23 protein-coding genes are annotated in these 23,445 nt (G+C 68.7%); 14 read left to right on the plus strand and 9 right to left on the minus strand.

Annotated elements, in window-relative coordinates; all coding sequences use genetic code 11:
* Window positions 1-49 precede the first annotated feature (49 nt).
* Window positions 50-1,507 (plus strand): membrane-bound lytic murein transglycosylase MltF, encoded by a 1,458-nt coding sequence (mltF, locus tag KGQ91_RS01245; protein ID WP_224420057.1) that lies wholly within the window; start codon window positions 50-52, stop codon window positions 1,505-1,507.
* Window positions 1,508-1,510: 3 nt separating this feature from the next.
* Here mltF and tadA read toward each other — a convergent pair whose 3' ends face one another.
* A complete protein-coding gene (tadA, locus tag KGQ91_RS01250; protein ID WP_163649840.1) occupies window positions 1,511-1,984 on the minus strand; it encodes a tRNA adenosine(34) deaminase TadA in 474 nt (157 codons plus the stop codon).
* Window positions 1,985-2,041: 57 nt separating this feature from the next.
* Here tadA and KGQ91_RS01255 point away from each other — a divergent pair, with 57 nt between their 5' ends.
* Entirely contained in the window at window positions 2,042-2,854 is an 813-nt protein-coding gene (locus tag KGQ91_RS01255) for an acyl-CoA thioesterase (RefSeq protein ID WP_224420058.1), read from the plus strand.
* An 81-nt stretch (window positions 2,855-2,935) separates the two neighbouring features.
* Here KGQ91_RS01255 and KGQ91_RS01260 read toward each other — a convergent pair whose 3' ends face one another.
* A complete protein-coding gene (locus KGQ91_RS01260; RefSeq protein ID WP_163649822.1) occupies window positions 2,936-3,997 on the minus strand; it encodes an NAD(P)-dependent alcohol dehydrogenase in 1,062 nt (353 codons plus the stop codon).
* Between the two features lie 228 nt (window positions 3,998-4,225).
* Here KGQ91_RS01260 and KGQ91_RS01265 point away from each other — a divergent pair, with 228 nt between their 5' ends.
* The gene (locus KGQ91_RS01265; protein ID WP_224416590.1) at window positions 4,226-5,173 is read left to right on the plus strand and encodes an AraC family transcriptional regulator; all 948 of its coding nucleotides are present in this window, start codon (window positions 4,226-4,228) and stop codon (window positions 5,171-5,173) included.
* Here KGQ91_RS01265 and KGQ91_RS01270 read toward each other — a convergent pair.
* Window positions 5,160-5,894, minus strand: coding sequence for a TSUP family transporter (locus KGQ91_RS01270; protein WP_224420059.1), 735 nt, complete (start codon window positions 5,892-5,894; stop codon window positions 5,160-5,162). The genes KGQ91_RS01265 and KGQ91_RS01270 overlap by 14 nt on opposite strands.
* Window positions 5,895-6,279: 385 nt before the next feature.
* Between KGQ91_RS01270 and KGQ91_RS01275 the strand changes: the two genes are divergently transcribed.
* Window positions 6,280-7,869 carry an ArnT family glycosyltransferase gene (locus KGQ91_RS01275; protein ID WP_224416588.1) on the plus strand — a complete coding sequence of 530 codons (1,590 nt, stop codon included), beginning with the start codon at window positions 6,280-6,282 and terminating at the stop codon, window positions 7,867-7,869.
* A 90-nt stretch (window positions 7,870-7,959) separates the two neighbouring features.
* Here the strand turns inward: KGQ91_RS01275 and KGQ91_RS01280 are convergent, their stop codons facing one another.
* The 3 genes from KGQ91_RS01280 to KGQ91_RS01290 all read right to left on the minus strand — a co-directional run bounded on the left by KGQ91_RS01280 (window position 7,960) and on the right by KGQ91_RS01290 (window position 9,644).
* Window positions 7,960-8,508, minus strand: coding sequence for a cytochrome b/b6 domain-containing protein (locus KGQ91_RS01280; protein WP_163649818.1), 549 nt, complete (start codon window positions 8,506-8,508; stop codon window positions 7,960-7,962).
* A gap of 3 nt (window positions 8,509-8,511) precedes the next feature.
* Window positions 8,512-8,781 carry a PepSY domain-containing protein gene (locus KGQ91_RS01285; RefSeq protein ID WP_163649817.1) on the minus strand — a complete coding sequence of 90 codons (270 nt, stop codon included), beginning with the start codon at window positions 8,779-8,781 and terminating at the stop codon, window positions 8,512-8,514.
* Between the two features lie 152 nt (window positions 8,782-8,933).
* A complete protein-coding gene (locus tag KGQ91_RS01290; RefSeq protein WP_224416587.1) occupies window positions 8,934-9,644 on the minus strand; it encodes a ZIP family metal transporter in 711 nt (236 codons plus the stop codon).
* A 165-nt stretch (window positions 9,645-9,809) separates the two neighbouring features.
* On the opposite strand from KGQ91_RS01290, the gene KGQ91_RS01295 reads away from it, so the two are divergent.
* Window positions 9,810-11,114, plus strand: coding sequence for a DEAD/DEAH box helicase (locus tag KGQ91_RS01295; RefSeq protein ID WP_224416586.1), 1,305 nt, complete (start codon window positions 9,810-9,812; stop codon window positions 11,112-11,114).
* Between the two features lie 71 nt (window positions 11,115-11,185).
* Here KGQ91_RS01295 and KGQ91_RS01300 read toward each other — a convergent pair whose 3' ends face one another.
* On the minus strand, window positions 11,186-11,851 hold the full coding sequence (locus tag KGQ91_RS01300; RefSeq protein ID WP_163649814.1) for a GntR family transcriptional regulator: 666 nt from the start codon (window positions 11,849-11,851) through the stop codon (window positions 11,186-11,188).
* A 140-nt stretch (window positions 11,852-11,991) separates the two neighbouring features.
* Between KGQ91_RS01300 and KGQ91_RS01305 the strand changes: the two genes are divergently transcribed.
* The 7 genes from KGQ91_RS01305 (at window position 11,992) to KGQ91_RS01335 (ending at window position 18,728) form a co-directional block, all read left to right on the plus strand.
* Complete coding sequence (locus KGQ91_RS01305) at window positions 11,992-13,626, plus strand: gamma-glutamyltransferase family protein (RefSeq protein WP_163649813.1); 1,635 nt, start codon at window positions 11,992-11,994, stop codon at window positions 13,624-13,626.
* 2 nt (window positions 13,627-13,628) lie between these two features.
* Window positions 13,629-14,189 carry a chromate transporter gene (locus KGQ91_RS01310; RefSeq protein WP_163649812.1) on the plus strand — a complete coding sequence of 187 codons (561 nt, stop codon included), beginning with the start codon at window positions 13,629-13,631 and terminating at the stop codon, window positions 14,187-14,189.
* Window positions 14,189-14,719 carry a chromate transporter gene (locus KGQ91_RS01315; RefSeq protein ID WP_163649811.1) on the plus strand — a complete coding sequence of 177 codons (531 nt, stop codon included), beginning with the start codon at window positions 14,189-14,191 and terminating at the stop codon, window positions 14,717-14,719. The genes KGQ91_RS01310 and KGQ91_RS01315 overlap by 1 nt, the downstream gene beginning before the upstream one ends.
* A gap of 87 nt (window positions 14,720-14,806) precedes the next feature.
* Window positions 14,807-15,805, plus strand: coding sequence for a tripartite tricarboxylate transporter substrate binding protein (locus KGQ91_RS01320; protein ID WP_224416585.1), 999 nt, complete (start codon window positions 14,807-14,809; stop codon window positions 15,803-15,805).
* The gene (locus KGQ91_RS01325; protein ID WP_224416584.1) at window positions 15,802-16,347 is read left to right on the plus strand and encodes a tripartite tricarboxylate transporter TctB family protein; all 546 of its coding nucleotides are present in this window, start codon (window positions 15,802-15,804) and stop codon (window positions 16,345-16,347) included. The genes KGQ91_RS01320 and KGQ91_RS01325 overlap by 4 nt, the downstream gene beginning before the upstream one ends.
* A 34-nt stretch (window positions 16,348-16,381) precedes the next feature.
* Window positions 16,382-17,881, plus strand: a complete 1,500-nt coding sequence (locus KGQ91_RS01330) for a tripartite tricarboxylate transporter permease (protein WP_224416583.1) — start codon at window positions 16,382-16,384, stop codon at window positions 17,879-17,881.
* Window positions 17,882-17,921: 40 nt separating this feature from the next.
* Window positions 17,922-18,728: a transporter substrate-binding domain-containing protein gene (locus KGQ91_RS01335; RefSeq protein ID WP_224416582.1), complete on the plus strand. Its 807-nt coding sequence runs from the start codon at window positions 17,922-17,924 to the stop codon at window positions 18,726-18,728.
* Window positions 18,729-18,778: 50 nt separating this feature from the next.
* On the opposite strand, the gene KGQ91_RS01340 is transcribed toward KGQ91_RS01335, so the two are convergent.
* Both KGQ91_RS01340 and KGQ91_RS01345 read right to left on the minus strand, forming a co-directional pair.
* Complete coding sequence (locus KGQ91_RS01340; RefSeq protein ID WP_224416581.1) at window positions 18,779-19,645, minus strand: NAD(P)-dependent oxidoreductase; 867 nt, start codon at window positions 19,643-19,645, stop codon at window positions 18,779-18,781.
* Between the two features lie 31 nt (window positions 19,646-19,676).
* Window positions 19,677-20,684, minus strand: a complete 1,008-nt coding sequence (locus KGQ91_RS01345) for a zinc-dependent alcohol dehydrogenase family protein (protein WP_224416580.1) — start codon at window positions 20,682-20,684, stop codon at window positions 19,677-19,679.
* A 255-nt stretch (window positions 20,685-20,939) separates the two neighbouring features.
* Between KGQ91_RS01345 and KGQ91_RS01350 the strand changes: the two genes are divergently transcribed.
* Window positions 20,940-22,052, plus strand: a complete 1,113-nt coding sequence (locus KGQ91_RS01350; protein WP_224420060.1) for an AI-2E family transporter — start codon at window positions 20,940-20,942, stop codon at window positions 22,050-22,052.
* A gap of 104 nt (window positions 22,053-22,156) precedes the next feature.
* A complete protein-coding gene (locus tag KGQ91_RS01355; protein WP_224420061.1) occupies window positions 22,157-23,437 on the plus strand; it encodes an MgtC/SapB family protein in 1,281 nt (426 codons plus the stop codon).
* The last annotated feature ends 8 nt before the right edge of the window (window positions 23,438-23,445 follow it).

Genomic DNA, 23,445 nt, shown 5'->3' on the forward strand with positions numbered 1-23,445 from the left:
TCCCGACCGCCGGGTATGGTGGGCCGTCCACTGTAACCGACTGCAACACATGCTCCAGGCTTTCGCTCGCCACCCGCGCCGTACTGCGCTGGCCGGGCTGGGTGCCCTGCTGCTGGGCTGGCCCGCCCGGCAGGCGCCGCCCGACGCTGCCCTGCTCGCGGCGATTCGTGGCCGCGACTTCCTGCAGGTGGCCACCCGCAACACCCCGACCACCTACTACCAGGGGCGCCAGGGGCCGACCGGCTTCGAGTTCGAGCTGGCGCGGCGCTTCGCGGACCGGCTGGGGGTCAGCCTGGCACTCGACAGCGACGGCAACATCGGCGACGTGCTCTCGGCGGTGCGCGACGGCGACGCCGACCTGGGGGCGGCCGCCCTGCCGCTGGACCCGAGCCTGCCCGGCGTGAACTTCAGTCGCGCGATCATGACGCTGCAGCCGCTGGTGGTCTATCGGCGCGGCTTGGCGCCGATCGACACGCCCGAGGACCTGATCGGCCACTCCATCGGCGTGATCAAGGGCTCGGGGGCCGGTCTGGTGCTGCGCGAGCTGCAGTCCCGGCTGACGAAACTGAGCTGGAAGGAATCCGCGGACCTCGAGGTGGCCGACCTGCTGAGCATGGTGGAAAACGGCGAGCTGGACGCGGCGGTGATCTACGCGCACCAGTTCAAGCTCAACCGCCTGTTCTTCCCCGGGGTGGAAAACGGCTTTTTGATCGGCGACCCGCTGAGCCTGGCCTGGGCCCTGCCCGCCCGCGGCGGCCTGGCCCTGCTGCGCCGGGTCAATGCCTTCCTCGACGCCATGCAGGGCAGCGGCACGCTGGACACCCTGATCAATCGCTACTTCGGCCACGACGACTACCTGGAATACGTCGGCGCCCGCACCTTCATCCAGCAGGCCAACCAGCGTCTCGACGACTACAAGGACGACTTCGTCGCCGCCGCCAAGGACACCGGCTTCGACTGGAAGCTGCTCGCCGCCCTGGGCTACCAGGAGTCCCACTGGAAGCCCCGGGCCACCTCGCCGACCGGCGTGCGCGGCCTGATGATGCTCACCGAACGTACCGCCCAGGAGGTGGGCATCGACAACCGCCTCGACCCCGCCCAGAGCATCGAGGGCGGCGCCCGCTACCTGCGCGAGATGGAACAGCGCCTGCAGCCCGAGATCCAGGGCCAGGACCGCCTGTGGATGGCGCTGGCCGCCTACAACGTCGGCCTGGGGCATCTCTACGATGCCCAGAAGATCGCCGACATGCGCGGCGACGACCCCTACGCCTGGCCCGACGTGCGCAAGGCCCTGCCCCTGCTGCAGAAGCGCGAGTGGTACAGCCAGGTCCGCCACGGCTACGCGCGGGGCGGCGAGCCGGTGATCTACGTGCGCAACATCCGCCGCTACTACGAGATTCTCAACTACATGGAGCGCAGCGAGCAGCAGTTCTTCCAGCTCAACCAGCGCGCGCCCGGCGACGCGGACACCCAGCAGCTGTTCGACGTGGTGCCGCCGGTCCTGTAGCACTCATCCCGCGCCGCCTTCCGGCTCACGCCGCACGGCGAAGAAGTCCTGCATCAGCCGCCGCGCCCGGGTCGCCAGCACGCCGCCCTCCACCACCACCCGGTGATTGAACCACGGCTGGGCGAACAGGTTGGCGCGGGACTCCACCATGCCGGTCCGGGGCTCCGCGGCACCGTACACCACGCGCGCCAGCCGCGCGTTGATGATCGCCCCGGTGCACATCAGGCAGGGCTCGAGCGTCACGTACAGGGTGCAGCCCTCCAGGCGATAGTTGGCGGCTCGCTCGGCGGCGGCGCGCAGCGCGCGAATCTCGGCATGGGCACTGGGATCGTGAGCGCCGACCGGGGCGTTGTAGCCGGCGCCGATCAGCTCGCCGACGGCATCCACCACCACCGCCCCCACCGGCACCTCGTCGCGTGACAGCGCCTCGCGGGCCTGGTCCAGGGCACGGTGCATGTAGTAGGTGTCGCTGCGCATGAACGGGGTCTCGGGTATCCTGTCGATGGACATAGCTTACACGCCGGGAGAACACCCATGACACACGCACTCGACGGCCTGGTCTCGCTGCTGGGCCTGGAGATGCTCGAGGAGAACCTGTTCCGGGGGCGCAGCCAGGATCTCGGCTTTCCCCAGCTGTTCGGCGGCCAGGTCCTCGGTCAGGCGCTCTCCGCCGCCAGCCAGACCGTCGACCCGGCACGCCGCGTGCATTCCCTGCACGGCTACTTCCTGCTCGCCGGCGACGCCCACCATCCGGTGATCTATCAGGTGGACCGGGTGCGCGACGGCGGCAGCTTCTCCACGCGCCGGGTCAGTGCCGTCCAGCACGGCCGCACGATCTTCTTCTGCAGCGCCTCCTTCCATGTCGACGAGCCCGGCTTCAGCCACCAGGCGCGCCGGCCCGACGTCGCCGATCCCGACACCCTGATCGCCGAGGGTGCCGAGCCCCAGCGCTTCGACGGCCATCCCGTGGAGTTCCTGCACCTGCCGGACGGCGAGCACGACGGCATGCCCACCCAGCGGCTGTGGTTCCGCCTGGCCGGCGAGCTGCCCGACGACGCCATCCTGCACCGCTACCTGCTGGCCTACAGCTCGGACTTCAACCTGCTGACCACCAGCCTGATCGGCCACGGCACCCGCTTCGGCGACCCGCGACTGCGCATCGCCAGCCTCGACCACGCCCTGTGGTTCCACCGTGACGCGCCGATCAACGACTGGCTGCTCTACGACATGGCAAGCCCCCGGGCCGGCGGCGCGCTCGGCTTCGCCCGCGGCAGCCTCTTCGACCGGAGTGGCCGGCTGGTCGCCTCGTCGGCACAGGAAGGGCTGGTGCGGCTCAAGGACGCCTGACAGCGTCTTCCCTCCGAAACGCCAGCGGCCGACCCTTCGGGGTCGGCCGCTGCATGTCATCGCCGGTCGGACGGTCGCGGTTCAGGCCGCGTCCTTCTTCAGCGAGGCCATGTCGATGACGAAGCGATAGCGCACGTCACCCGCCTTCATGCGCTCCCAGGCCTCGTTGATGTCCTGAATGTCGATCATCTCGACGTCGCAGGTGATGCCCTTCTCGGCGCAGAAGTCGAGCACTTCCTGGGTCTCGGGGATGCCGCCGATCAGCGAGCCGGCCAGCACGCGGCGCCGGAAGATCAGGTTGGCGCCCGCCACGCCGGGCTCGAGCGGCTGCATCTGGCCGACCAGGATGTGCGTGCCGTCGTAGGTCAGCGCCTGCAGGTAGGGGTTCAGGTCATGCTCGTTGGGCACGGTGTCGAGCATGAAGTCGAAGGTCTCGGCGACCGCCGCCATCTGCTCTTCGTCGGTGGAGACCACCACGTGGTCGGCGCCGTTGGATTTCGCCTCGGCCACCTTGCTCTCGGAGCGGGTGAAGATCGTCACCTCGGCACCCAGCGCCTTGGCCAGCTTGACCCCCATGTGGCCCAGGCCGCCCATACCGATCACCCCGACCTTGTCGCCCGGCTTGACGCCGTAGTGCTTGAGCGGCGAGTAGGTGGTGATGCCGGCGCACAGCAGCGGCGCGGCGGACTTCAGGTCGATGCCTTCCGGCATGCGCAGCACGAAGCGCTCGCTGACCACGACCTTGTCGGAATAGCCGCCCTGGGTCAGCGTGCCGTCGTGACGGTCCTCGCTGCCGTAGGTCATGGTGAAGCCTTCGGCGCAGTACTGCTCCAGGCCGTCGTCGCAGGCCTGGCAATGGCGGCAGGAGTCGACCATGCAGCCCACGCCGACCAGGTCGCCCTCCTTGTAGTGCTTGACGTCGCTGCCCACGGCGGTCACGCGGCCGACGATCTCGTGGCCCGGCACCACCGGGTAGGCCGCCATGCCCCAGTCGTCGCGGGCGAAGTGCAGGTCGCTGTGGCAGACGCCGCAGTAGAGAATATCGATCGAGACGTCATCGGGACGCGGCTCGCGACGGTCGAAGGCATACGGCTCGAGCGCCGATTCGGCGGAATGGGCGGCATAACCCTTGGCATTGGCCATGAAGTCACTCCCTGTTGGATCATGAAACCCGCCGACCACGGCGGCCGGCATACGGGACGAATAACGCCGCACAGTGTGGTTCATGGCCCCGCCAACGGCCATGCCGAATTCTGTACGATTCATGCCCGATACTCCGCAGCCTCCCGGTCATATGCCGGAAAACGGCAGATTTTCTGCTCACGAGTACGCTATCCTGAGGCCCTTGATCGCCAACCCACAGGCTCGTCGATGACCACGCTCACCGCCTCCCCCGACGCGTCGCCGGCCACCGCGACCCCGGCCCGGCTCCAGCACATGGCCGCACTGATCGCCCCGCTCGTCGACGGCGACGGCTTTTTGCCCACCGCCCTGCCGGGCGTGCAGCTGATCGCCTCGCACTGCGGCCACGCGCGCACGCCGCTGATCTACGAGCCCAGCCTGATCATCATCGTTCAGGGCGGCAAGATCGGCTACCTGAACGAGCGCGTGATTCACTACGGCGCCGGCCACTACCTGGTCCAGGCCCTGCCGCTGCCCTTCGAGTGCGAGACCCAGGCCAGCGACCGGGAGCCGCTGCTGGGCGTGTCGATCCGCCTGGATCGGCTGATGCTCGGCGAGCTGGCCCGCCCCTGGCTCAGGGCCGGGCAGGAACGCCCCGCCGGTCCGCCGACGCCGATGGCGGCCGTGCCCCTGGAGGGGCGCATGGCGGAAAACGTCACCCGCCTGCTCGACTGCCTGCACGACCCGCTGCTCGCCGACACGCTCGGCGAGGCACGCCTGCGGGAAGTGGTCTTCGAGGCCCTGCGCGGCCCCCAGGGCGAGTCGCTGCTGCAGCTGCTGGCCACCTCCGGCCAATATGCACGCATCGGCGAGGCGCTGGACTTCCTGCACCGCCACTACGCCCAGCCGCTGACGGTGGACCGCCTCGCCGAGCAGGTCAGCATGAGCGCCTCGCACTTTCACCACCACTTCAAGCGCACCACCCATCTGGCGCCCATGCAGTATCTCAAGCGGCTGCGCCTGCTCAAGGCGCGCTCGCTGCTCGACCAGCAGGGCTGGCAGGTCGGGCGTACCGCGACTGCGGTGGGCTACCAGAGCCCCTCGCAGTTCAGTCGCGACTACAAGCGCTACTTCGGCCTCAGCCCCGGCGCGGAGCGCCGCCGCCCGCTCGACGCCGCCGGCGTCACAGGGCCATGAGCCCCTGGACCAGGTAGACCGCGCCCACGACCGTGACGATCCAGCGCGTCCAGTAGCGAAAGTGGGCATTGCTGAGCCGCCGCAGGACACCATTGCCCGCACGGGTACCGAGGAAGGCCACCGGCACGGCCAGCGCGATGGCCCCCCACTGACCGGCGCTCAACGCCAGGGCCGAACCGGCATAGAAGATGATCTTGATGGCATGGGCGATCACCTGTACGGCCGCCTTGGTGGCGACGATCTGACGGCGATCCATCCCGGTGCGAATGAAGAACAGGTCGATGGTCGGCCCGGAGACGCCGGCGGCGATGGTCAGGCCCCCGGCGATCACCCCGCACGCCAGCGCATGACCGGGCCGCGAGGCATCGAAGTGGAACCAGCGCCGGGGGATCCACACCAGCACCGGCATCACGCCGATCAACAGCGACACGATGGTGACATCCGGGTGATAGCCCAGCCAGGCCAGAGCCACGGCCGAGACGGCGCCGCCGGAGGCGATCAGGGCGACGATGCGCGGCGCGATGTACTGGCGCGACAGCCAGGCCCGCGAGCCATTGGAGGCCAGCTGGATGACGCCATGCACGACGATCGCCACACTGGCCGGCAGCGCCAGCAGCAGGCACCCCAGCAGGATCAGGCCGCCGGCCATGCCGAAGATGCCTGACAGCGCCGAGGTCAGGAAGACGACGGCGAAGAACGCAACGGTCAGGGGAAGCGTCACGGCGTCAGGCTCCTCTCGACAGGCGATGAACGACGATGCCACGTCGCCATCGGTATCGGCTAAAATAGCCATGTTACCATCGGCGGCCGGGGCTCGCAGCGCCCTGCCCCATGCTGGCGCGGTGCGTTGGCGCACCGCCCGTCGTGTCGAGGTATAATTCAACGCGCCGCGCTGACGGCTGCACCGCGTCACGTGCATCACCAGGCAAGCAGGGCGGAATCGGGCGAACACACGCCGATTACGATGGCTGAGCGCGTATTCACGTGTGCCTTCCCGGCCCGATAATGATGCCCCCTGCGGGCCGGCCGAGGACAATCGCTAAGCTGTCGTTAAGAATTCGCGCCCACCCTGTCGCCACCCTCATCACGCCATCGCTGGAACTTCGATGCTTCGATCCCTATCCACTCGCCTGTCGTCATGGCCCCGGATCCACACCTGGCAATCGGGCCTGTTGCTGACCCTGATCACCGCCGTCGCGGTCGCCGTGATCCGGGTCACCCAACTGCCGTTGATGCCCATCGACGAGACACGCTATCTCTCGGTGGCCTGGGAGATGTGGCAGCACCACAGTTTCCTCGTCCCGCTGCTCAACGGCGAGACCTACGCCCACAAACCGCCGCTGCTGTTCTGGGTGATTCAGGCCGGCTGGGCGCTGTTCGGCACCAGCGATGTGGTGGCGCGCCTGGCGGTGCCGACCGTGGGCCTGCTGGCCTTCCCGCTGCTGGCGGCCATCCAGCGCGAGTGGCCCGCGCCCCAGGCGCCGGGCATGCGCTGGGCGCCGCCGGTGCTGCTGGCCATGACCATGTGGTTCGTCTACATGGCCCTGAGCATGTTCGACATCCTGCTGACCACCTGCTTCCTGATCGCGGTGCTGGGCTGGGTGCGCTACGTGCACCGCGACGATCGGCGCTGGGTCTGGCTGGCCGGCTTCGGCCTGGGCCTGGCACTGCTCGCCAAGGGACCGGTGATCCTGATCTACTGGCTGCCGCTGACCCTGAGCATGCGCTTCTGGCGCCCCGAGGGCGTGACGATCGGCGCTCGCCACTACTGGGCGATCCTGCCGGCCACCCTGCTCGGTGCCGCCGTGGTGCTCGCCTGGGCCATCCCCGCGGCGATCGATGGCGGCCCCGCCTACGCCGAGGCGATCTTCTGGGGCCAGTCCGCGGGACGCGTGGCCAACGCCTTCGACCACGCCCGTCCCTGGTACTGGTACCTGCCGCTGCTGCCGCTTCTGACCCTGCCGTGGCCGACCGTCTGGCTGTGGCGGCGTCCGCTGGCCACCGGCTCGCTCGAGCGCTTCGCCCTGTGGGGCTGCCTGCCGCCGCTGGCGATCCTGAGCCTGGTCAGCGGCAAGCAGATCCACTACCTGATGCCGGCCCTGCCCTTCCTGGCGATCTGGGTGGCCGGTCAGATCGAGCGCCATCCGCCCCGTCGCACCTGGCTCTACCGTATCCTGCTGCTGGTGCTCGCCGGCCTGATGCTCGCCCTGCCCGAGATCGCCCAGCGCTTCTATCCGCTAGCCCCCCTGTCCAATGCCACGCGTCTTCTGGCGCTGGTGCCGCTGGCGTTCATCGCCTGGCTGAGCCTGCACCCCCGGCGCGTGGTCATGACGCTGGCCTGGCCGCTGAGCCTGCTGGCCCTGCTGGTGGGGTTGTCGCCGGCGCTGACCCGCTACTACGACGTCACGCCGATCGCCCGCGAGATCGGCCATCAGCAACAGCAGGGCGTGCCGGTCGCCTATATCGGCGACTATGCCGACCAGTTCCGCTTCCTCGGCCGCCTCACCCACGACATGGCCGTGATCGACTCCGACGAGGTCGCCGCCTGGAGTGCCGACCACCCGCAGGGCGCGCTGATCGAGGTGCTCGACGAGGTCTCGCCCGCCCAGCGTGACGCGGCGCTGTTCACCCAGCCCTACCGCGGCAGCGTCCTGGTGCTGATGCCCACCGCCCGCTACGGCCTGCTCGACCGCTGAGCCACCCCCTCCGCCCCCGAACACGAAAGGGCCCGGCATCCGCCGGGCCCTGTCGTCAGGCACAACTCGCGATTCGTTCACCGGGCAGCGTCAGGCGATATCATCCGGCCCCGGCGCCCGCTTGTGGCCGGTCACCATCGAGCGCGCCAGGTTCTCGCGATGCTGCCAGCTCGAGGCGATCACCCCGGCCACGTGCAGGCCGACCAGTGCCAGCAGGGCGTTGCCCAGGAACTGGTGAGTCTCCTGCACCCAGGCCACGCCCCAGAAGGCGTCGGTGGTCTGCAGCCAGCCGGTGAGCGCCTGCGCGGCCAGCCCCGCCAGCAGCACGGCGATCATCAGCCCCCCGGCCGGATTGTGACCGAGGTAGCGCGGTTCCCGGCGGCGTGCCATCGCCTTCAGATGACCCAGCGCCGCACCCGGCGAGGCGATGAAGTGGCGGAACCGCACGTGGTGCGGCCCCACCAGACCCCACAGCAACCGCCAGGCGATCAGGGCGGCGACGCTGTAGCCCGCCCACTCGTGGACCGTCTGCCAGACGCCCGACGTCAGCCAGGCGGTGGCGAAGGCGGTCACCAGACTCCAGTGAAAGAGGCGCGTCCACAGGTCCCAGACCTTGATGGTGGCAGTCTCGTGGGTCATGGATCAGTCGTCCTCGCCCCCGACCGGGGCCAGCGTCCTGGGATTGAAGTAGACTTCACGGCGATGGCCGTCGGCATCCAGCGCGTAGACCTCGTAGCAGCCCTCTTCCTGCTTGACTCGCTTGATGTCCCAGCCCTTCGCCGAGAGCTGCTGTTCCAGAGCGCTCTGGGGCTGCCACTGGTCCTTGGGCACCTGGCAGCGATCGCCGGCCAGGGCGCTGCCGGCCAGGGTCAGGGCGGCGAGGGCGGTTGCCGTCAGCACGGTCGTCTTCATGGAAATCTCCTCTCAGGGTGTTATTGGTGTCACGCGCGGTGACCGTGCCCACGCTAGAGCCCCAAGCTGAACGATGGCTTAAGAGGAGAATGACGAAGCGATGACGGCGCGCGGTGCGGCCTGGCCGGGCCTGGCCTGGCCGAACCCGGGCATCACACCACCAGCACGTTGCCCAGCATACCGATCATGAAGCCCATCACCGCGCCCAGCGGCGGGGTCCAGTGATTGCGCATCCGCGACTGCGGTGCGATGTCCTGAAAGACCAGATAGAGGATCCCGCCCCCGGCGAAGGCCATGATCGCGGCGGTCAGTGCCGGCCGATCCTCCAGGAACAGGTAGCCCAGTCCTGCCGCCAGCGGCCCCAGCACGCTCACCGCCAGCAGCACCAGCAGGATCCGGCGGGAGGACAGCCCCAGGTGGCGCATGTCGCGAAAGGCGTTGAAGCCTTCCGGCAGGTTCTGCAGACCGATGAAGGCCGCCAGCAGCGTTCCCAGGCGCCGATCGTGCCCGAACACCGCGCCCAGCGAGATCGCCTCGGGCACGAAGTCCATCAGCAGCGCCATGAACTGCGCCCAGTTGCCGCCGCGTCGCTCGAGGTAGGCATCGATCACGCAGAACAGCCCGCCCCCGACCAGAAAGGCCACCGCCAGGCCGGCCGGCGGCAGCACCTCCATGCCCTCGGGAATCAGCGCGAAGGCCACCGCCGCCACCAGGATGCCGCCCCCGAAGGCCACGATGCCGTGCATCAGCTCCTGCTGGGTCGCCGTCCGGGCCCGGCCGCTGAATCGTGCGCCCAGCCCGCCGGCGAAGGCGCACAGCCCGGACAGCCAGGCGATGGTGACGATGGTGGCAAGGATATCCATGACGCGTGCCGCTCCCTCCGGTTCGAGACGAGGCCCGAGTATGCCACGACCCCGCCGCACACGACGCCCTCGCTGGCCGCGGCGCGACTTATCCGTTAAGCTGCAGGCCCGCTGCCCCGCCGGCACCTTCGCGCCGGCCCCATCCTGCAGCCACCGAGAGATTCCATGAGCTTTGCTTCCCTGGGGCTGTCCGCCCCGCTGCTGAAGGCCGTGGCCGAACAGGGCTACGACACCCCCTCGCCGATTCAGGCCAAGGCGATTCCCGCCGTACTGGAAGGCCGCGACGTGATGGCCGCCGCCCAGACCGGCACCGGCAAGACCGCCGGCTTTACCCTGCCGCTGCTCGAGCGGCTCAAGGAGGGCCAGCGCGCCCGTCCACGCCAGGTCCGTGCCCTGGTGCTCACCCCGACCCGCGAGCTGGCCGCCCAGGTCGGCGAGAGCGTGGCCACCTACGGCAAGCACCTGCCGCTGACCAGCACCGTGGTCTTCGGCGGGGTCAAGATCAATCCGCAGATCGCCGCGCTCAAGCGCGGTGTCGACGTGCTGGTCGCCACACCCGGCCGCCTGCTCGACCTGCACGGCCAGCAGGCCGTGAACTTCGACGCCCTCGAGGTACTGATCCTCGATGAAGCCGACCGCATGCTCGACATGGGCTTCATCCACGACATCCGCCGGATCCTCAAGGTGCTGCCGGCCCGGCGCCAGACGCTGATGTTCTCGGCCACCTTCTCCGACGAGATCCGCCGCCTCGCCAAGGGCCTGGTCGACGAGCCGGTGGAGGTCGACGTCGCGCCGCGCAACACCACCGCGGCCACGGTGAACCAGTGGGTCTGCCCGGTGGACAAGCCGCGCAAGCCGGCGCTGCTCAGCCACCTGATCCACAGCGAGGGCTGGGAGCAGGTGCTGGTGTTCACCCGCACCAAGCACGGCGCCAACAAGCTGACTCGCCAGCTCGAGGCCGACGGCATCGAGGCCGCGGCGATTCACGGCAACAAGAGCCAGAGTGCCCGCACCAAGGCGCTCGGCGGCTTCAAGTCCGGCGAGATCCGCGTGCTGGTGGCCACCGACATCGCCGCCCGCGGGCTGGATATCGACCAGCTGCCGCAGGTGGTCAACTTCGAGCTGCCCAACGTCGCCGAGGACTACGTCCACCGCATCGGCCGCACCGGGCGGGCCGGCGCCAGCGGGCAGGCGGTATCGCTGGTATGCAAGGAAGAAGGCAAGGAACTCGCCGGCATCGAGCGGCTGATCAAGCGCAACCTGCCGCGCCACCCGGTCAGCGGCTTCGAGCCGGGCCAGGCCGTCGACACCCCCGACGCCGACCGCAAGCCCGCCACACGCCGGAGCCCGCCCCGGCCCGGCCCCGGCACTGCCTCACGCCCCGAGGAGGACAACCGCCAGCGGCCGCGCCGGCGGCGCCGCGGCGGTCGCAACCGGCGGCGCGGCAATGGGGCCACGGCCGGCGAATAGGCCGTAACCCCAGCTGACGCCGAAGGCACGACGGCGGGCCATGGGCCCGCCGTCGTGCCGATGGGCCTCGTTCAAGGCGACGGCGAGCAACACCCCCGCGCGACCTCGTGGGACAGCCGGATATGCGTGTCCAGCAGGGCACGGGCGGCCTGGATATCGCGGGCCATCGCCAGCTCCACCAGCGCGCCGTGCTGCCCGTCCAGCGTGGCGCGAATCCCCGGATTGGGCGGCGCCATGCGCCGGTAGCGATCGAACTGGTCATGCAGCTGGCCGATGAAGCGCAGCAGCCAGGGTGACCCGCAGGCCCCCAGCAGCGCCCGGTGAAAGCGCAGGTGCGCCTGCTCCCACTCCTCGATCCGATCCGGCTGCTCATCCGAGCGCCGCAGCCGATGCGACGCCGCCAGCAGCTGTGACTCCCACTCGGAATCCCCGTTCTGGAACGCCTGGGTCAACGCCATGCATTCCAGCTGCGTGCGCAGTCCGGCGATATCGTCGAGTTCCTCGAGACGCATCGCCGGCACCCGGAAGCCCCGCTGGTTCTCCTGCTCGAGCAGGCCATAGGCCGCCAGCCGGTTGAGCGCCTCGCGCAGGGGGCTCAACCCCACCCCGTAGTGCGTCTTCAGCGCGCTGATGGCGAGCTTCTCGCCGGCCGCGAAGCGCCCGCGTATCAGGTCCTGCTTGAGCGCCTCGAAGACCTGGCTGGACGCCGTGGTGCCGGCGGAGGGCGATGTGGTCATGGGGCCCCTCTCGTTGATCGATCGCGGTGACGAAGAAACAGGCTGTTGACGTTATCCCAGTCACGGGCCATAGTCATTTCCCTAAAAATCGATTTTTTCATCAATAACGATTTATACCACAACAATCGATCGGAGACGGCATGCTGACGCCCTTTTCCCCCGCCACCCCGTATCCTTCGCAACGCAGTGCCACCTACGCCCGTCATGGCATGGTCGCCGCCTCCCAGCCCCAGGCCAGCCAGATCGGCCGCGACATGCTCGCCCGCGGCGGCAATGCCGTGGATGCCGCCATCGCCACCGCCGCGGCGTTGACGGTGGTCGAGCCGACCGGCTGCGGCATCGGCGGCGATGCCTTCGCGCTGGTCTGGATCGCCGATGACGATCAGGGAAAGGGCCGGCTCCACGGCCTCAATGCCAGCGGCCAGGCCCCGCAGGCGCTGACCCGCGAGGCGGTGATGGCGGCAGGCCATGCCGAAATGCCGCTCCACGGCTGGACCCCGGTCACGGTGCCGGGCACCCCCGCCGCCTGGGCCGAACTGTCACGCCGTTTCGGCAAGCTGGATTTCGCCACCCTGCTGGAACCGGCGATCCGCCTGGCCCGCGACGGCTTTCCCGTGTCGCCGGTCATCGCCAGCCTGTGGCAGCGTGCCGAGTCCACCTTCCGCTCGCACCTGACCGACCCCGCCACGGCCGCCTGGTTCGACACCTTCACGCCGGCGGGACGCGCACCGCGGGCCGGCGAGTGGCACCGCTGCGAGGACCAGGCCCGCACCCTGGAGGCGATCGCCGCCACCCGCGCCGAGAGCTTCTATCGCGGCGAGCTCGCCGAGCGCATCGACGCCTTCTCCCGCGACACCGGCGGCTACCTGCGGGACGAGGATCTCGCGGCCTACGCGCCCGAATGGGTCACGCCGATTGCCGCGCGTTACCGGGGCGTAGATGTCTGGGAAATTCCCCCCAATGGCCAGGGGCTGGTGGCCCTGATGGCCCTGCGCATCCTCGAAGGCTTCGATCCGGTCGGGCGCGACGACCCGGCGACGCTGCACCGCCAGCTCGAGGCGATGAAGCTGGCCTTCGTCGACGGCCAGACCCATATCACCGAACCCGCCCACATGACGCACGACGTCGCCGAGCTGCTGAGCGACGCCTACACCCGGGAGCGGCGCGCCCTGATCGGCGAACACGCCCTCGACCCGCGACCCGGACGGCCGCAGGCCGGCGGTACCGTCTACCTGGCCACCGCCGACGATGCCGGCAACATGGTGTCGTTCATCCAGAGCAACTATCACGGCTTCGGCTCCGGCGTCGTGATTCCGGGCACCGGGATCGCCATGCAGAACCGCGGCCACAACTTCAGCCTCGACCCCGGGCACGACAACGTGCTGGCCCCGGGCAAGAAGACCTTCCACACCATCATCCCCGGCTTTCTGACCCGTGACGACGGCATGCCGCTCGGCCCGTTCGGGGTGATGGGCGGCTTCATGCAGCCCCAGGGCCACGTCCAGGTGGTGACCAACCTGGTCGATTTCGGCCTGAATCCGCAGGCCGCGCTCGACGCGCCCCGCTGGCAATGGATGGGCGGCAGGCGCATCGGCGTCGAGCATCATTTCCCCGCGCACCTGGTACGCGCCATGGCCGAGCGCGGCCATGACATGCGTGTCGAGCATGACAGTCGCGGCTTCGGACGGGGACAGATGATCATTCGCGACCCCGACACCGGGATCTACTGCGGCGGGACCGAACCGCGCACCGACGCCAGCATCGCGGTGCAGTGACCATGGCGTCGCAACGACAGCTGTTTCTCGCCTTCCTGCGTGTCGGCCTGTTCGGCTTCGGCGGCGGTCCGTCGATGATCCCGCTGGTGCATCAGGAGGTGGTCAAGCGCCACGCCTGGATGGACGACGAGGCCTTCGCCGACGTGCTGGCGATCGGCAACACCCTGCCCGGTCCCATCGCCACCAAGATGGCCGGCTACATCGGCTACCGGGTCGGCGGCGCCCTGGGCGCCGTCAATGCCGTGATCGCCGTGGTCGCCCCGGTCGTGGTCGCCATGATCGCGCTGCTCGGGCTCTATGCCCGGCACGGCGACCAGCGCTGGGTCCAGGGCATGGGCCAGGGCGTGGTACCCGTGGTGATGGTGATGATGGCCAAGCTGACGCTGGACTTCTTCAACAAGTCCCGGGCCGGCCTCGGCTGGGCGCTCACCCTGGCCCTGGGCGGCGCGGCGGGCGTGCTGATCTATGGACTCGGCATCCACCCGGGACTGGTGATCGGGGCCCTGCTCGTCGCCGCCCTGCTGCGCCCCGAGCGCCGCGAATCCACCAAGGAGGCCAGCTGATGCTCTACTGGCAGCTCTTCATCGCCTTCTTCATTCCCAACATCGTCGGCTATGGCGGCGGCCCGGCGATCATCCCGCTGATCGAGAACGAGGTGGTGGGCCGCTACGGCTGGATGACCGCCCAGACCTTCGCCGAGACCCTGGCGCTGGGCAACGCCCTGCCCAGCCCCATCGCCACCAAGATGGCCGGCTACATCGGCTACGACGTCGGCGGCATTCCCGGCGCCCTCGTCGCCCTGTTCGCCACCGTGGCGCCCTCGCTGCTGCTGATGCTGCTGGCGCTGGGCACGCTGTATCGCTACCGCGACTCGATCAAGGTCAAGTCGATGAGCCAGTGGGTGCGCCCGGTGGTGATGGTGCTGATGGCCTTTCTGACCTGGCGCTTTCTCGACGAGGGGCTGGCCGGTGCCGGCCTCCTGCACACGGCGATCATCGGCGGCGTGGCGGCGCTGCTGCTGGGCGCGACACGGATTCATCCCGCCGTCGCGGTGTGCTTCGGACTCGGTTATGGCGCGCTGCTGCTGGGCTAGCGCGCCGACGAGCATCCGGGCGGCGTCCGGCGCCGTCCGGACCGGCCCGCTGGGGCCAACATTCCACAGCCAACAAGGACAAACAGCATGGCTACCCTGTCTCGAACCCTGCGCCACATGACCCAACAACCGTGGAAAGCGGCCGTCGGCGGGCTGCTCGCCGGCAGCCTCGCATTGGCCGCCGGCAGCGCGCTGGCCGCCGAAGGCGATTATCCCGCCAAGCCGGTCGAGCTGATCGTTCCCTGGTCACCGGGTGGTGGCAGCGACACCCTGATGCGCGTGGTCTCGAACCATGCCGAACCCTACCTCGGCCAGCCGATGCCGGTCATCAACATGCCCGGGGTCAGCGGTACCATCGGCCTCAAGGAGCTGTCCCAGCGCGATGCCGACGGCTACAGCGTGGGCCAGCTGCACGAGGGCCTGCTGGTGGCCAACCATACCGGCCTGACACCGCTGAACTGGGACGACTTCGCCCCGGTCGCGGCGCTGACCGCCTCGCCCCAGTACCTCACCGTCAATGCCGACAGCCCCTGGCAGACCTTCGGCGAATTCGTCGACTACGCCAAGCAGCATCCCGGGGAAATCCGGGTCGGCGTCACGCTCGGCGGCATTCCCCACCTGCATGCGGCAATGATCGAGGATGCCGAGGATCTTTCGTTCCGCTACGTCGGCTTCGAGGGCACCGGTGCCCGCATCCGGGCACTGGTCGGCGGCCACATCGACGCGGCGATCGGCGACATCGCCTCCAGCGGCGAGTTCGTCAAGAACGGGGACCTGCGTTTCCTCGCGGTCGGCAGCCAGGAGCGCCAGGACGAGACGCCGGACGTCCCGACCTTCGCCGAGCTGGGCTATGACCAGCTGTCGCTGAACATCATCCGCGGCATCATCGCGCCCAAGGGCACGCCGCAGGCCCGCATCGATACCCTGGCCGAGGACCTCAAGGCCCTGTCCGAGGATCCCGACTTCGTCTCCGGTGTCGCCAACGCCGGCGCCAAGGTGCATTACATGGGCCCCGAGGCCTACGCGGACTACCTCGAGACCACCGATGCTACCGTCGAGCGGCTGGCCGGGAAGCTCGCCAAATGAGTCAGGCCAACACGACCCACTCCCCCCGGCCCGCTGGCCGGGAGGGAGCCGGCAAGAGCGACCGGGCCAACGCGCGAGCGCATATCGTGCTCAATGCCGCCCTGGCGATGCTGTTCGTCGGGCTGTTTGCCCAGTCGGCCTCCCTGCCGTCCTCGATGTGGGAGCCCCTGGGGGCCGGCAGCTTCCCGCGGCTGGTCCTGGGTGCGCTGATCGTCATCAACCTGGCCATCATCGTGCAGGAGGCGAAACGCTATCCGCGGCTCGCCGCTCCACCACGCGGCCTGGTCCGCGACTGGCTGTGGCGTCACCGGCTGGCCATGGGCGTTCTGGCCCTGTTCGCGCTGTTCAGCCTGGCGGTCCCGATGCTCGGCTTCCCGCTGTCCGCGCTCGCCTTTCTGCTGCTGGTGCAGATTCTGCTGGGCGCACGGCGGCCACGCAGCCTGATCATCGCGCTGGTCATCGCCGGGGTCTTTTCGTTCGGCCTCGACTGGCTCTTCCGCGACGTATTCGTGATCAGCCTGCCGCGCGGCCCGCTGGGCTGATCACAGGTCTGCGATCCTTGAAAGGAGACTCGCCATGATGGAAACGCTGCTTTCCGGCGTGGAACAGCTATTCACCCTGGGGACGATGGTCAGCATGCTGCTCGGCGTGATCGCCGGCGTCATCGCCGCGGCCATTCCCGGCTTCACCATTACCATGGCCATCGTGCTGACCCTGCCGCTGACCTTCACCATGGCGCCGCTGCAGGGGGTGGCGACCATGCTGGCGGTATACGTGGGCGGCTACTCAGGCGGCCTGATCAGCGCGGCGCTGCTGGGTATCCCCGGCACGCCCTCGGCGGTCGCCACCACCTTCGACGCCTTTCCCATGGCACGCAGCGGCCAGCCCGGGCGCGCACTGGCGCTGGGCATCTGGTCGTCCTTCTTCGGCGCACTGGTGAGTGCGGTCATCCTGATCATCGCCGCACCGCCGCTGGCCATGGTGGCGGTGAAGCTGGGCGCCTGGGAATACTTCTCGCTGATCATCTTCGCCATGACCGTGGTCGCCAGCCTGGTCGGCAAGTCGATGCTCAAGGGGCTGATGACCGGGCTGCTGGGGCTGTTCATCGCCACCGTCGGCGCCGACCCGATGATGGGCGTGGCCCGCTTCACCTTCGGCAGCGACCTGCTGGCCGACGGCTTTCCGTTCCTGGTGGTACTGATCGGCATGTTCGCGGTCAGCCAGCTGCTCCAGGAAGTGGAGGACGCCGAACAGATCAAGCAGGGCAAGCGCCTGATCAACGCCGATGTGTCCTTCAATCCGCTGACGGCGATGCGCGAGACGCTGGCCTACCCGGTCAACCTGTTGCGTTCCTCGCTGGTCGGGGTGTTCATCGGCGCGGTGCCCGGGGCCGGCGGCAGCATCGCCAACCTGCTCGCCTACGACCAGGCCAGGCGGGCCTCGCCCACACCGGAGCGCTTCGGCACCGGTACCCCGGAGGGCGTGATCGCCTCGGAATCCGGCAACTCGGCCACCTCGGGCGGCGGGCTGATTCCCATGATCGCGCTGGGCATTCCCGGCAGCGCCGTCGACGCGGTGCTCATGGCCTCGCTGATGGTGCACGGAATCGGCGTCGGGCCGCGTCTCATCCTCGATCACGGCGACCTGGTCTACGGCATGTTCACCGCCATGCTGGTGGCGGCGGCGATGGTGCTGGTGGTGTGCCTGTTCAGCATGCGCTTCTTCCTGCGCGTGACCGACATTCCCCGCTCGATCATCGTGCCGGTGGTGCTGGTGTGCTGCGTGATCGGCGCCTTCGCCCTGAACAACCGGGTAACGGATATCTACCTGCTGCTGGGCGTCGGCGTCATCGGCTACGTGCTCAGCAAGCTCGAGTATCCGCTGGCGCCGCTGGTGCTCGGCGTCATCCTCGGCCCCATCGCCGAAACCAACCTGCGTCGGGCACTGATGACCGACGAGGACTGGACGCTGTTCTTCACGCGGCCGATCTCGCTGATCCTGCTGGTACTGGCCGTCGTTTCCGTCGCCCTGGCCATCCGCCACCGCCTTCGTCAGCGTCACGCGCCGGCGACCTGAGCCGATACGTGTTTCCTTCTTCCTGCACAGGACTCTGCCCATGCCCTCATGTTTCAAGCACCTTCCTGCCCGCTCCCTGGCGATACTGGCACTCACCCTGAGTGCCACAGCACAGGCCGACGAGCCTCGCCATGTACGCATCGCCGTCGATGTCCCCTATCCGCCGTTCGAGTACCGCAATGCCGACGGCGAACTGGCAGGCTTCGAAATCGACCTGGGTAACGAGCTCTGTCAACGCGCCGAGCTTGACTGTGAATGGGTGGTGCAGGGCTGGGACGGCATCATCCCCGGCCTGCTGGCCCGCAAGTACGACGCCATCCTCTCGTCGATGCGAATTACCCCGGCTCGCGAACGCCAGGTCCGCTTCACCGATCCCTATGCGATGTCGCCCAAGGTCTGGGTTGCCCGGCGCGGCGCCGACATCTCGCTTGATGATCCAGCGTCACTAAAGGGACTGGCGGTGGGTGTCCAGCGCGGCACCACTCAGGATACCTACGTCACCGATCGCTATGCCGACACGCTGGATATACGGCGTTACGCGACGGCATCGGACGTTGCCCTGGACCTCGAGTCACAGCGCATCGATCTGGCCTTCATCAACTATCCGGTGGCACTCGACACTCTGAAGGTGAACGGGAAGGACAGTGACTTCGTGCAGCTGGGGCCGCGAATCAACAAGCCGGAATCCATCTTTGGACGCGGTAATGCCATTGCCGTGCGCCCTCGCGACCAGGCCCTCGCCGAGACATTCAACCAGGCCCTCGACAGCGTCTACGCCGACGGTACCTTCGAGACCCTGATGCATCACTACTTCGATTACGACCTGCGTCCTGCTTCCCGCCTGTAAACGCACTGCCGCCGGGCCAGGGCCCGGCGGCAGTGCCTGATCATGACCTCTCAGCCGTTGTCGAGATGCTCGAAGATCGCCGCGAAGTCCTCGCGGCCCCGCCCGGCCTGCCTGGCGCCGGCATAGAGCTCCTTGGCGAGGTTGGCCAGGGTCAGCGGCTGCTCGTGCTCGTAGGCGGTCAGGGCCAGCAGGTGCAGGTCCTTGTGCATCCATTCCAGCGGGAACTGCGGTTCATAGTCGCCACGCCGGATCAGCTCCGCCTTGCCGGCCAGGAACGGTGCCGACACCGGCAGCCCCGGCAGGGTGTCCATGAGGAACTCCCGCGAGAAGCCGAGCTTCTCGCCCAGCAGGGCGGTTTCCGAGAACACCGCCATCGACTGGGCGAGCTGGGCGTTGACCAGCATCTTGAAGCTGGCGCCCTGCCCGGTGTCGCCCACGTGCAGGATCTTCCCGCCCATGTGCGACAGCAGCGGCTCGATGGTCTCGAAGTCGGCCCGCGCGCCACCGACCAGGAAAGTCAGCGTGCCGTCCTCGGCAGGCTGACGGGTGCCCGCCACCGGGGCATCGACGAAGCGCACGCCATGCTCCCGGGCGCGTTCGGCCATGGCGCGGCTGAACGACGGGTTGACGGTGGAGCAGTCCACCCACAGGGCGTCGTCACGCATTGCCGGCACGAAGCCGTCCTCGCCGAAGGCGACACTCTCGACCACCTCCGGCGAGGCCAGCATGGTGAAGACCACCTCGGCCTTCGCCACCGCCTCGCGCCAATTGTCGGCCGTGGCGGCGCCGGCCTCCTTCAGGGCCGCGAGCGGCTCCGGCGAGCGGTTGGCCACGGTCAGCTCCAGCCCCTCGTGCGCCAGCAGGTTGCGGGCCATGCGCCGGCCCATGATCCCCAGTCCGATGAAACTTGCCTTCATGTGACACTCCCGGTTCGGTGGATGGTCAGGCTCAGTATTCCAGACAGATCTTGCCGAAGTGGCGCTGCGATTCCTGATGGCGGAAGGCATCGGCGATCTCGTCGAGCCCGAAGGAGCGGTCGATCACCGGCCGCAGGCCGCAGGCCTCGATGGCCCGGACCATCTCGACCTGGTCCTGATGGCTGCCGACGATCAGCCCCTTGAGCGAGGCCTGCTTGGCCATCAGCTTGGCCGTGGGCACCTCGCCACCGCGGCCGGTGAGCACGCCGATCAGCGCGATGTGTCCGCCGATCCGTACCGCCTCGATCGACTGCGGCAGGGTGCCCGGCCCGCCGACCTCGATGACGTGGTCCACGCCGCGCCCGCCGGTCAGTTCCTTGACACGCCGGCCCCACTCGGGCTCGGCCTTGTAGTTGATCGTGTGATCGGCACCCAGCTCCTTCAGGCGCGCAATCTTCTCGTCCGATGACGAGGTGGCGATCACGGTGGCACCGAGTTGCCTGGCGAACTGCAGGGCGAAGATCGACACCCCGCCGGTGCCCAGCACCAGCACGCTGTCGCCCGGCTTGATGTGGCCGTCCACCACCAGCGCCCGCCAGGCCGTCAGCCCCGCGGTGGTCAAGGTGGCTGCCTCGGCATGGCTGTAGCCGGCCGGCGCATGGGTGAACCAGCCGGCCGGGCGCACGACCTGCTCGCGCGCATAGCCGTCGACGCCGTCGCCGGGCACCGTGGTGAAGTCCCCGACCGGCGCCGGTCCGGTCTGCCAGGTGGGGAAGAACCCCGACACCACGCGATCCCCCACGGCGAACGCCTCGACGCCCTCGCCGACCGCCTCGACCACGCCGGCCCCGTCGGACATCGGGATCCGGCCGTCTTCGGTCGGCATCGCCCCCGACACCACACCGTAGTCGTGGTAGTTGAGGGAACTGGCGTGAATCCGCACGCGAATCTCGCCCGGCCCGGGCTCTCCCGGTGCCGGCTGCTCGTGCACTTCCAGATGATCCAGCCCGCCCGGGGCCTTCAGTGTCACGACCTTCATACCGTCTCCTTCCCAGCGTTGAATAGCCTTCAAACCATTGATGGCATCGTCCGCCGTGAACTTCAAGGGAGCGTGTCGTGCCGGGTTGGCTAAACTGACGAGAAGGCTCTAGGCTGGAGCCGCCCCGGGCCCGAAGGCCCACGTCGGCCCGTCCGGCACGGCACCATGCATCGCACCGGGCAGGCGCGCGGGCCAGACAGGCCATCAACGGCGTCCCCGGCAATTCCAGGGAAGGCAGTCAGGGAAGGAGCGCCCATGACCCCGTACAGACAGCGCGACGGCTGGCCGCAGGCGGTGCCACGGTGGGCCGCCATCGGCATCTTTCTGTACCTATCCGTGTTCGCGCTGGGCTTCGCCCAGCTGTTTCTCGTGCCCATCGTGCTGGCGTTTCTGCTGTCGATGGTCTTCAGCCCGGTGCGTCGCACCCTGCACCGGCGCGGCCTCTCGCAGGGCCTGGCGGCGATCCTCATCATGATCGCCCTGCTGGTGGGGCTGGCCACGCTCGCCACCGCCCTGGCCGTGCCGGTCAGCGGCTGGCTGAACAATGCCACGACCATCGAGCGCAAGATCGAGACGCGCCTCAACGAAGTCTCGGGGCCGTTCAGCGGCTTCTTCAGGGCCAAGGAGAAGCTCGAGTCGATGACCGAGTCCGACGACAGCGATGTCCAGAAGGTCGAAACGCAGGACAACACCCTCACTCGGAGGCTCGCCAGCCTGGTCCCCACCTTCATCACCCAGTGCCTGTTCACGCTGGTGCTGCTGCTGTTTCTGCTCGCCTCGGGCGACATGTTCTACGAAAAGATCGTGCACGTGTTGCCGACCCTGCGCGACAAGAAACGCGCGGTGCGCATCACCCAGGACATCGAGCGCAAGCTCTCCCGCTACCTGTTCACCATCACGCTGATCAACGCCGGCCTGGGCACCGCGGTCGGCGTGGCCATGTGGCTGCTGGGCATGCCCAGCCCGCTGAGCTTCGGCATCATCGCCTTCCTGTTCAACTTCGTGCCCTATCTCGGCGCCCTGGCCGGCATCGCCATCGCCTCGGTCGTGGCGCTGGTGTCGTTCGACTGGCTGGGCTGGCCGCTGATCGTCGCGGGGACCTATTTCTTCCTCACCACCCTGGAAGGCCAGATCATCACGCCCTACTTCGTCGGCCGCAGCCTGCGGCTGAACACTGTGGTGGTGTTCCTGACCATCTCCTTCTGGGCCTGGCTATGGTCGGTGGTGGGCATGATCGTCGCCGTGCCGCTGCTGGTCGCGGTCAAGGCGCTCAGCGAGCATATCGACCGGCTGGAACCGCTCGGCCACTTCCTGGCCGAACGCCATGCCGAGCCGCCGCGCCACGACATCGATCCGACCGGCGACTAGTCTTTCCACGACATCGCGCACCTCCTGCGCCCGGGCACTTCCACGATGGACGCACCTATGCTGATGGCGAAGGCGTCGTCCATCGCGCGCGAGGAGTCCGATCCGTGGATGAAGTCACCCACCAGTTCATCGCCGGCCACCAGGTACTGCTGCGCCTGATGGTCGCCCTGCTGCTGGGCACCCTGATCGGCCTGGAGCGCGGCTGGGAAGCCCGCCACCAGCAGGCCGGCCAGCGCATCGCCGGCATCCGGACCTTTGCCCTGGTCGGGCTGCTGGGCGGCGTCGCCGCGCTGCTCGCCGAGCGCCTGACCGTCTGGGCCTTCCCCACCCTGTTCCTGGGCGTCATCGCCACCGGCCTGACCGCCTACCGGGCGCGGCTCGCCCAGGTATCGAACTACAGCATCACCAGTCTGGTGGGGCTGATGCTGACCTTCAGCTACGGGGCGATCGCCGTGGCCGTGGAGCCGGCCATCGCCACGGCGGCCGCGGTGATCACCGCGATCATCCTCGACAACAAGGCGGCGATCCACGGCCTGCTCAACCGCCTTCAGGCCCACGAGCTCGACGCCGGTCTCAAGCTGCTGCTGATCTCGGTGGTGGTGCTGCCGCTGTTGCCCAACCGCAACCTGGGGCCCGGCGGGGCGATCAATCCCTACGCGATCTGGTGGATGGTGGTACTGATCGCCTCGATCTCCTTCATCGGCTACTTTGCGGTGCGGGTCGGCGGAACGCGCAAGGGCCTGCTGTTCACCAGCCTGTTCGCCGGATTGAGCTCGTCGACCGCCCTGACGCTGCATTTCTCGCGCCTGTCGCGCCGCTCGCCGGCGCTCGATCCGCTGCTGGCCGCCGGCATCCTGCTCGCCTGCGGTACCATGTTTCCGCGCATGCTGCTGCTGGGCACGATGCTGAATCCGGCGCTGGCCGTGCGCCTGCTGCTGCCGATCGGGATCATGGCACTGCTGCTCTACGTCCCCGCCCTGCTCATCTGGCGGTCCAGCCGCCGCCAGTCGGCCGTGGCGGGGCCGGCGCTCGACCAGAACCCGCTCGACCTCAAGTCCGCCGTCTACTTCGGCGGCCTGCTGACCGGCATCATGCTGCTCGGGGAGTGGTGTCGCGAGTGGCTGGGCGATGCCGGCATCTACCTGCTGGCGGCCGCCTCCGGGATCGCCGACGTGGATGCCATCACCCTGTCGCTGGCCCGCATGTCGCGTGTCGCCCTCGACCCCTCGGCCGCCGTGATCGGTATCGTCGTGGCGGCGTCCGTCAACAACCTGGTCAAGGCACTGATGGCGGCGCTGATCGGCTCCGGAAAGCTGGCACTCCGCGTCGCCGGCCCCATGCTGCTGTCGCTGGCGGCGGGGCTGGCGATCGCCTGGTGGCCGTGAGGACAAGC

Origin of the sequence: Modicisalibacter tunisiensis (assembly GCF_020148005.1) — a bacterium.
Taxonomy (GTDB): domain Bacteria; phylum Pseudomonadota; class Gammaproteobacteria; order Pseudomonadales; family Halomonadaceae; genus Modicisalibacter; species Modicisalibacter tunisiensis.

Bases quoted from the DNA above. Each gene is read 5' to 3' on its own strand.
- mltF (WP_224420057.1), top strand. From the start codon at position 50: ATGCTCCAGGCTTTCGCTCGCCACCCGCGCCGTACTGCGCTGGCCGGG.
- tadA (WP_163649840.1), bottom strand. From the start codon at position 1,984: ATGCGCAGCGACACCTACTACATGCACCGTGCCCTGGACCAGGCCCGC.
- KGQ91_RS01255 (WP_224420058.1), top strand. From the start codon at position 2,042: ATGACACACGCACTCGACGGCCTGGTCTCGCTGCTGGGCCTGGAGATG.
- KGQ91_RS01260 (WP_163649822.1), bottom strand. From the start codon at position 3,997: ATGGCCAATGCCAAGGGTTATGCCGCCCATTCCGCCGAATCGGCGCTC.
- KGQ91_RS01265 (WP_224416590.1), top strand. From the start codon at position 4,226: ATGACCACGCTCACCGCCTCCCCCGACGCGTCGCCGGCCACCGCGACC.
- KGQ91_RS01275 (WP_224416588.1), top strand. From the start codon at position 6,280: ATGCTTCGATCCCTATCCACTCGCCTGTCGTCATGGCCCCGGATCCAC.
- KGQ91_RS01280 (WP_163649818.1), bottom strand. From the start codon at position 8,508: ATGACCCACGAGACTGCCACCATCAAGGTCTGGGACCTGTGGACGCGC.
- KGQ91_RS01285 (WP_163649817.1), bottom strand. From the start codon at position 8,781: ATGAAGACGACCGTGCTGACGGCAACCGCCCTCGCCGCCCTGACCCTG.
- KGQ91_RS01290 (WP_224416587.1), bottom strand. From the start codon at position 9,644: ATGGATATCCTTGCCACCATCGTCACCATCGCCTGGCTGTCCGGGCTG.
- KGQ91_RS01295 (WP_224416586.1), top strand. From the start codon at position 9,810: ATGAGCTTTGCTTCCCTGGGGCTGTCCGCCCCGCTGCTGAAGGCCGTG.
- KGQ91_RS01300 (WP_163649814.1), bottom strand. From the start codon at position 11,851: ATGACCACATCGCCCTCCGCCGGCACCACGGCGTCCAGCCAGGTCTTC.
- KGQ91_RS01305 (WP_163649813.1), top strand. From the start codon at position 11,992: ATGCTGACGCCCTTTTCCCCCGCCACCCCGTATCCTTCGCAACGCAGT.
- KGQ91_RS01310 (WP_163649812.1), top strand. From the start codon at position 13,629: ATGGCGTCGCAACGACAGCTGTTTCTCGCCTTCCTGCGTGTCGGCCTG.
- KGQ91_RS01315 (WP_163649811.1), top strand. From the start codon at position 14,189: ATGCTCTACTGGCAGCTCTTCATCGCCTTCTTCATTCCCAACATCGTC.
- KGQ91_RS01320 (WP_224416585.1), top strand. From the start codon at position 14,807: ATGGCTACCCTGTCTCGAACCCTGCGCCACATGACCCAACAACCGTGG.
- KGQ91_RS01325 (WP_224416584.1), top strand. From the start codon at position 15,802: ATGAGTCAGGCCAACACGACCCACTCCCCCCGGCCCGCTGGCCGGGAG.
- KGQ91_RS01330 (WP_224416583.1), top strand. From the start codon at position 16,382: ATGATGGAAACGCTGCTTTCCGGCGTGGAACAGCTATTCACCCTGGGG.
- KGQ91_RS01335 (WP_224416582.1), top strand. From the start codon at position 17,922: ATGCCCTCATGTTTCAAGCACCTTCCTGCCCGCTCCCTGGCGATACTG.
- KGQ91_RS01340 (WP_224416581.1), bottom strand. From the start codon at position 19,645: ATGAAGGCAAGTTTCATCGGACTGGGGATCATGGGCCGGCGCATGGCC.
- KGQ91_RS01345 (WP_224416580.1), bottom strand. From the start codon at position 20,684: ATGAAGGTCGTGACACTGAAGGCCCCGGGCGGGCTGGATCATCTGGAA.
- KGQ91_RS01350 (WP_224420060.1), top strand. From the start codon at position 20,940: ATGACCCCGTACAGACAGCGCGACGGCTGGCCGCAGGCGGTGCCACGG.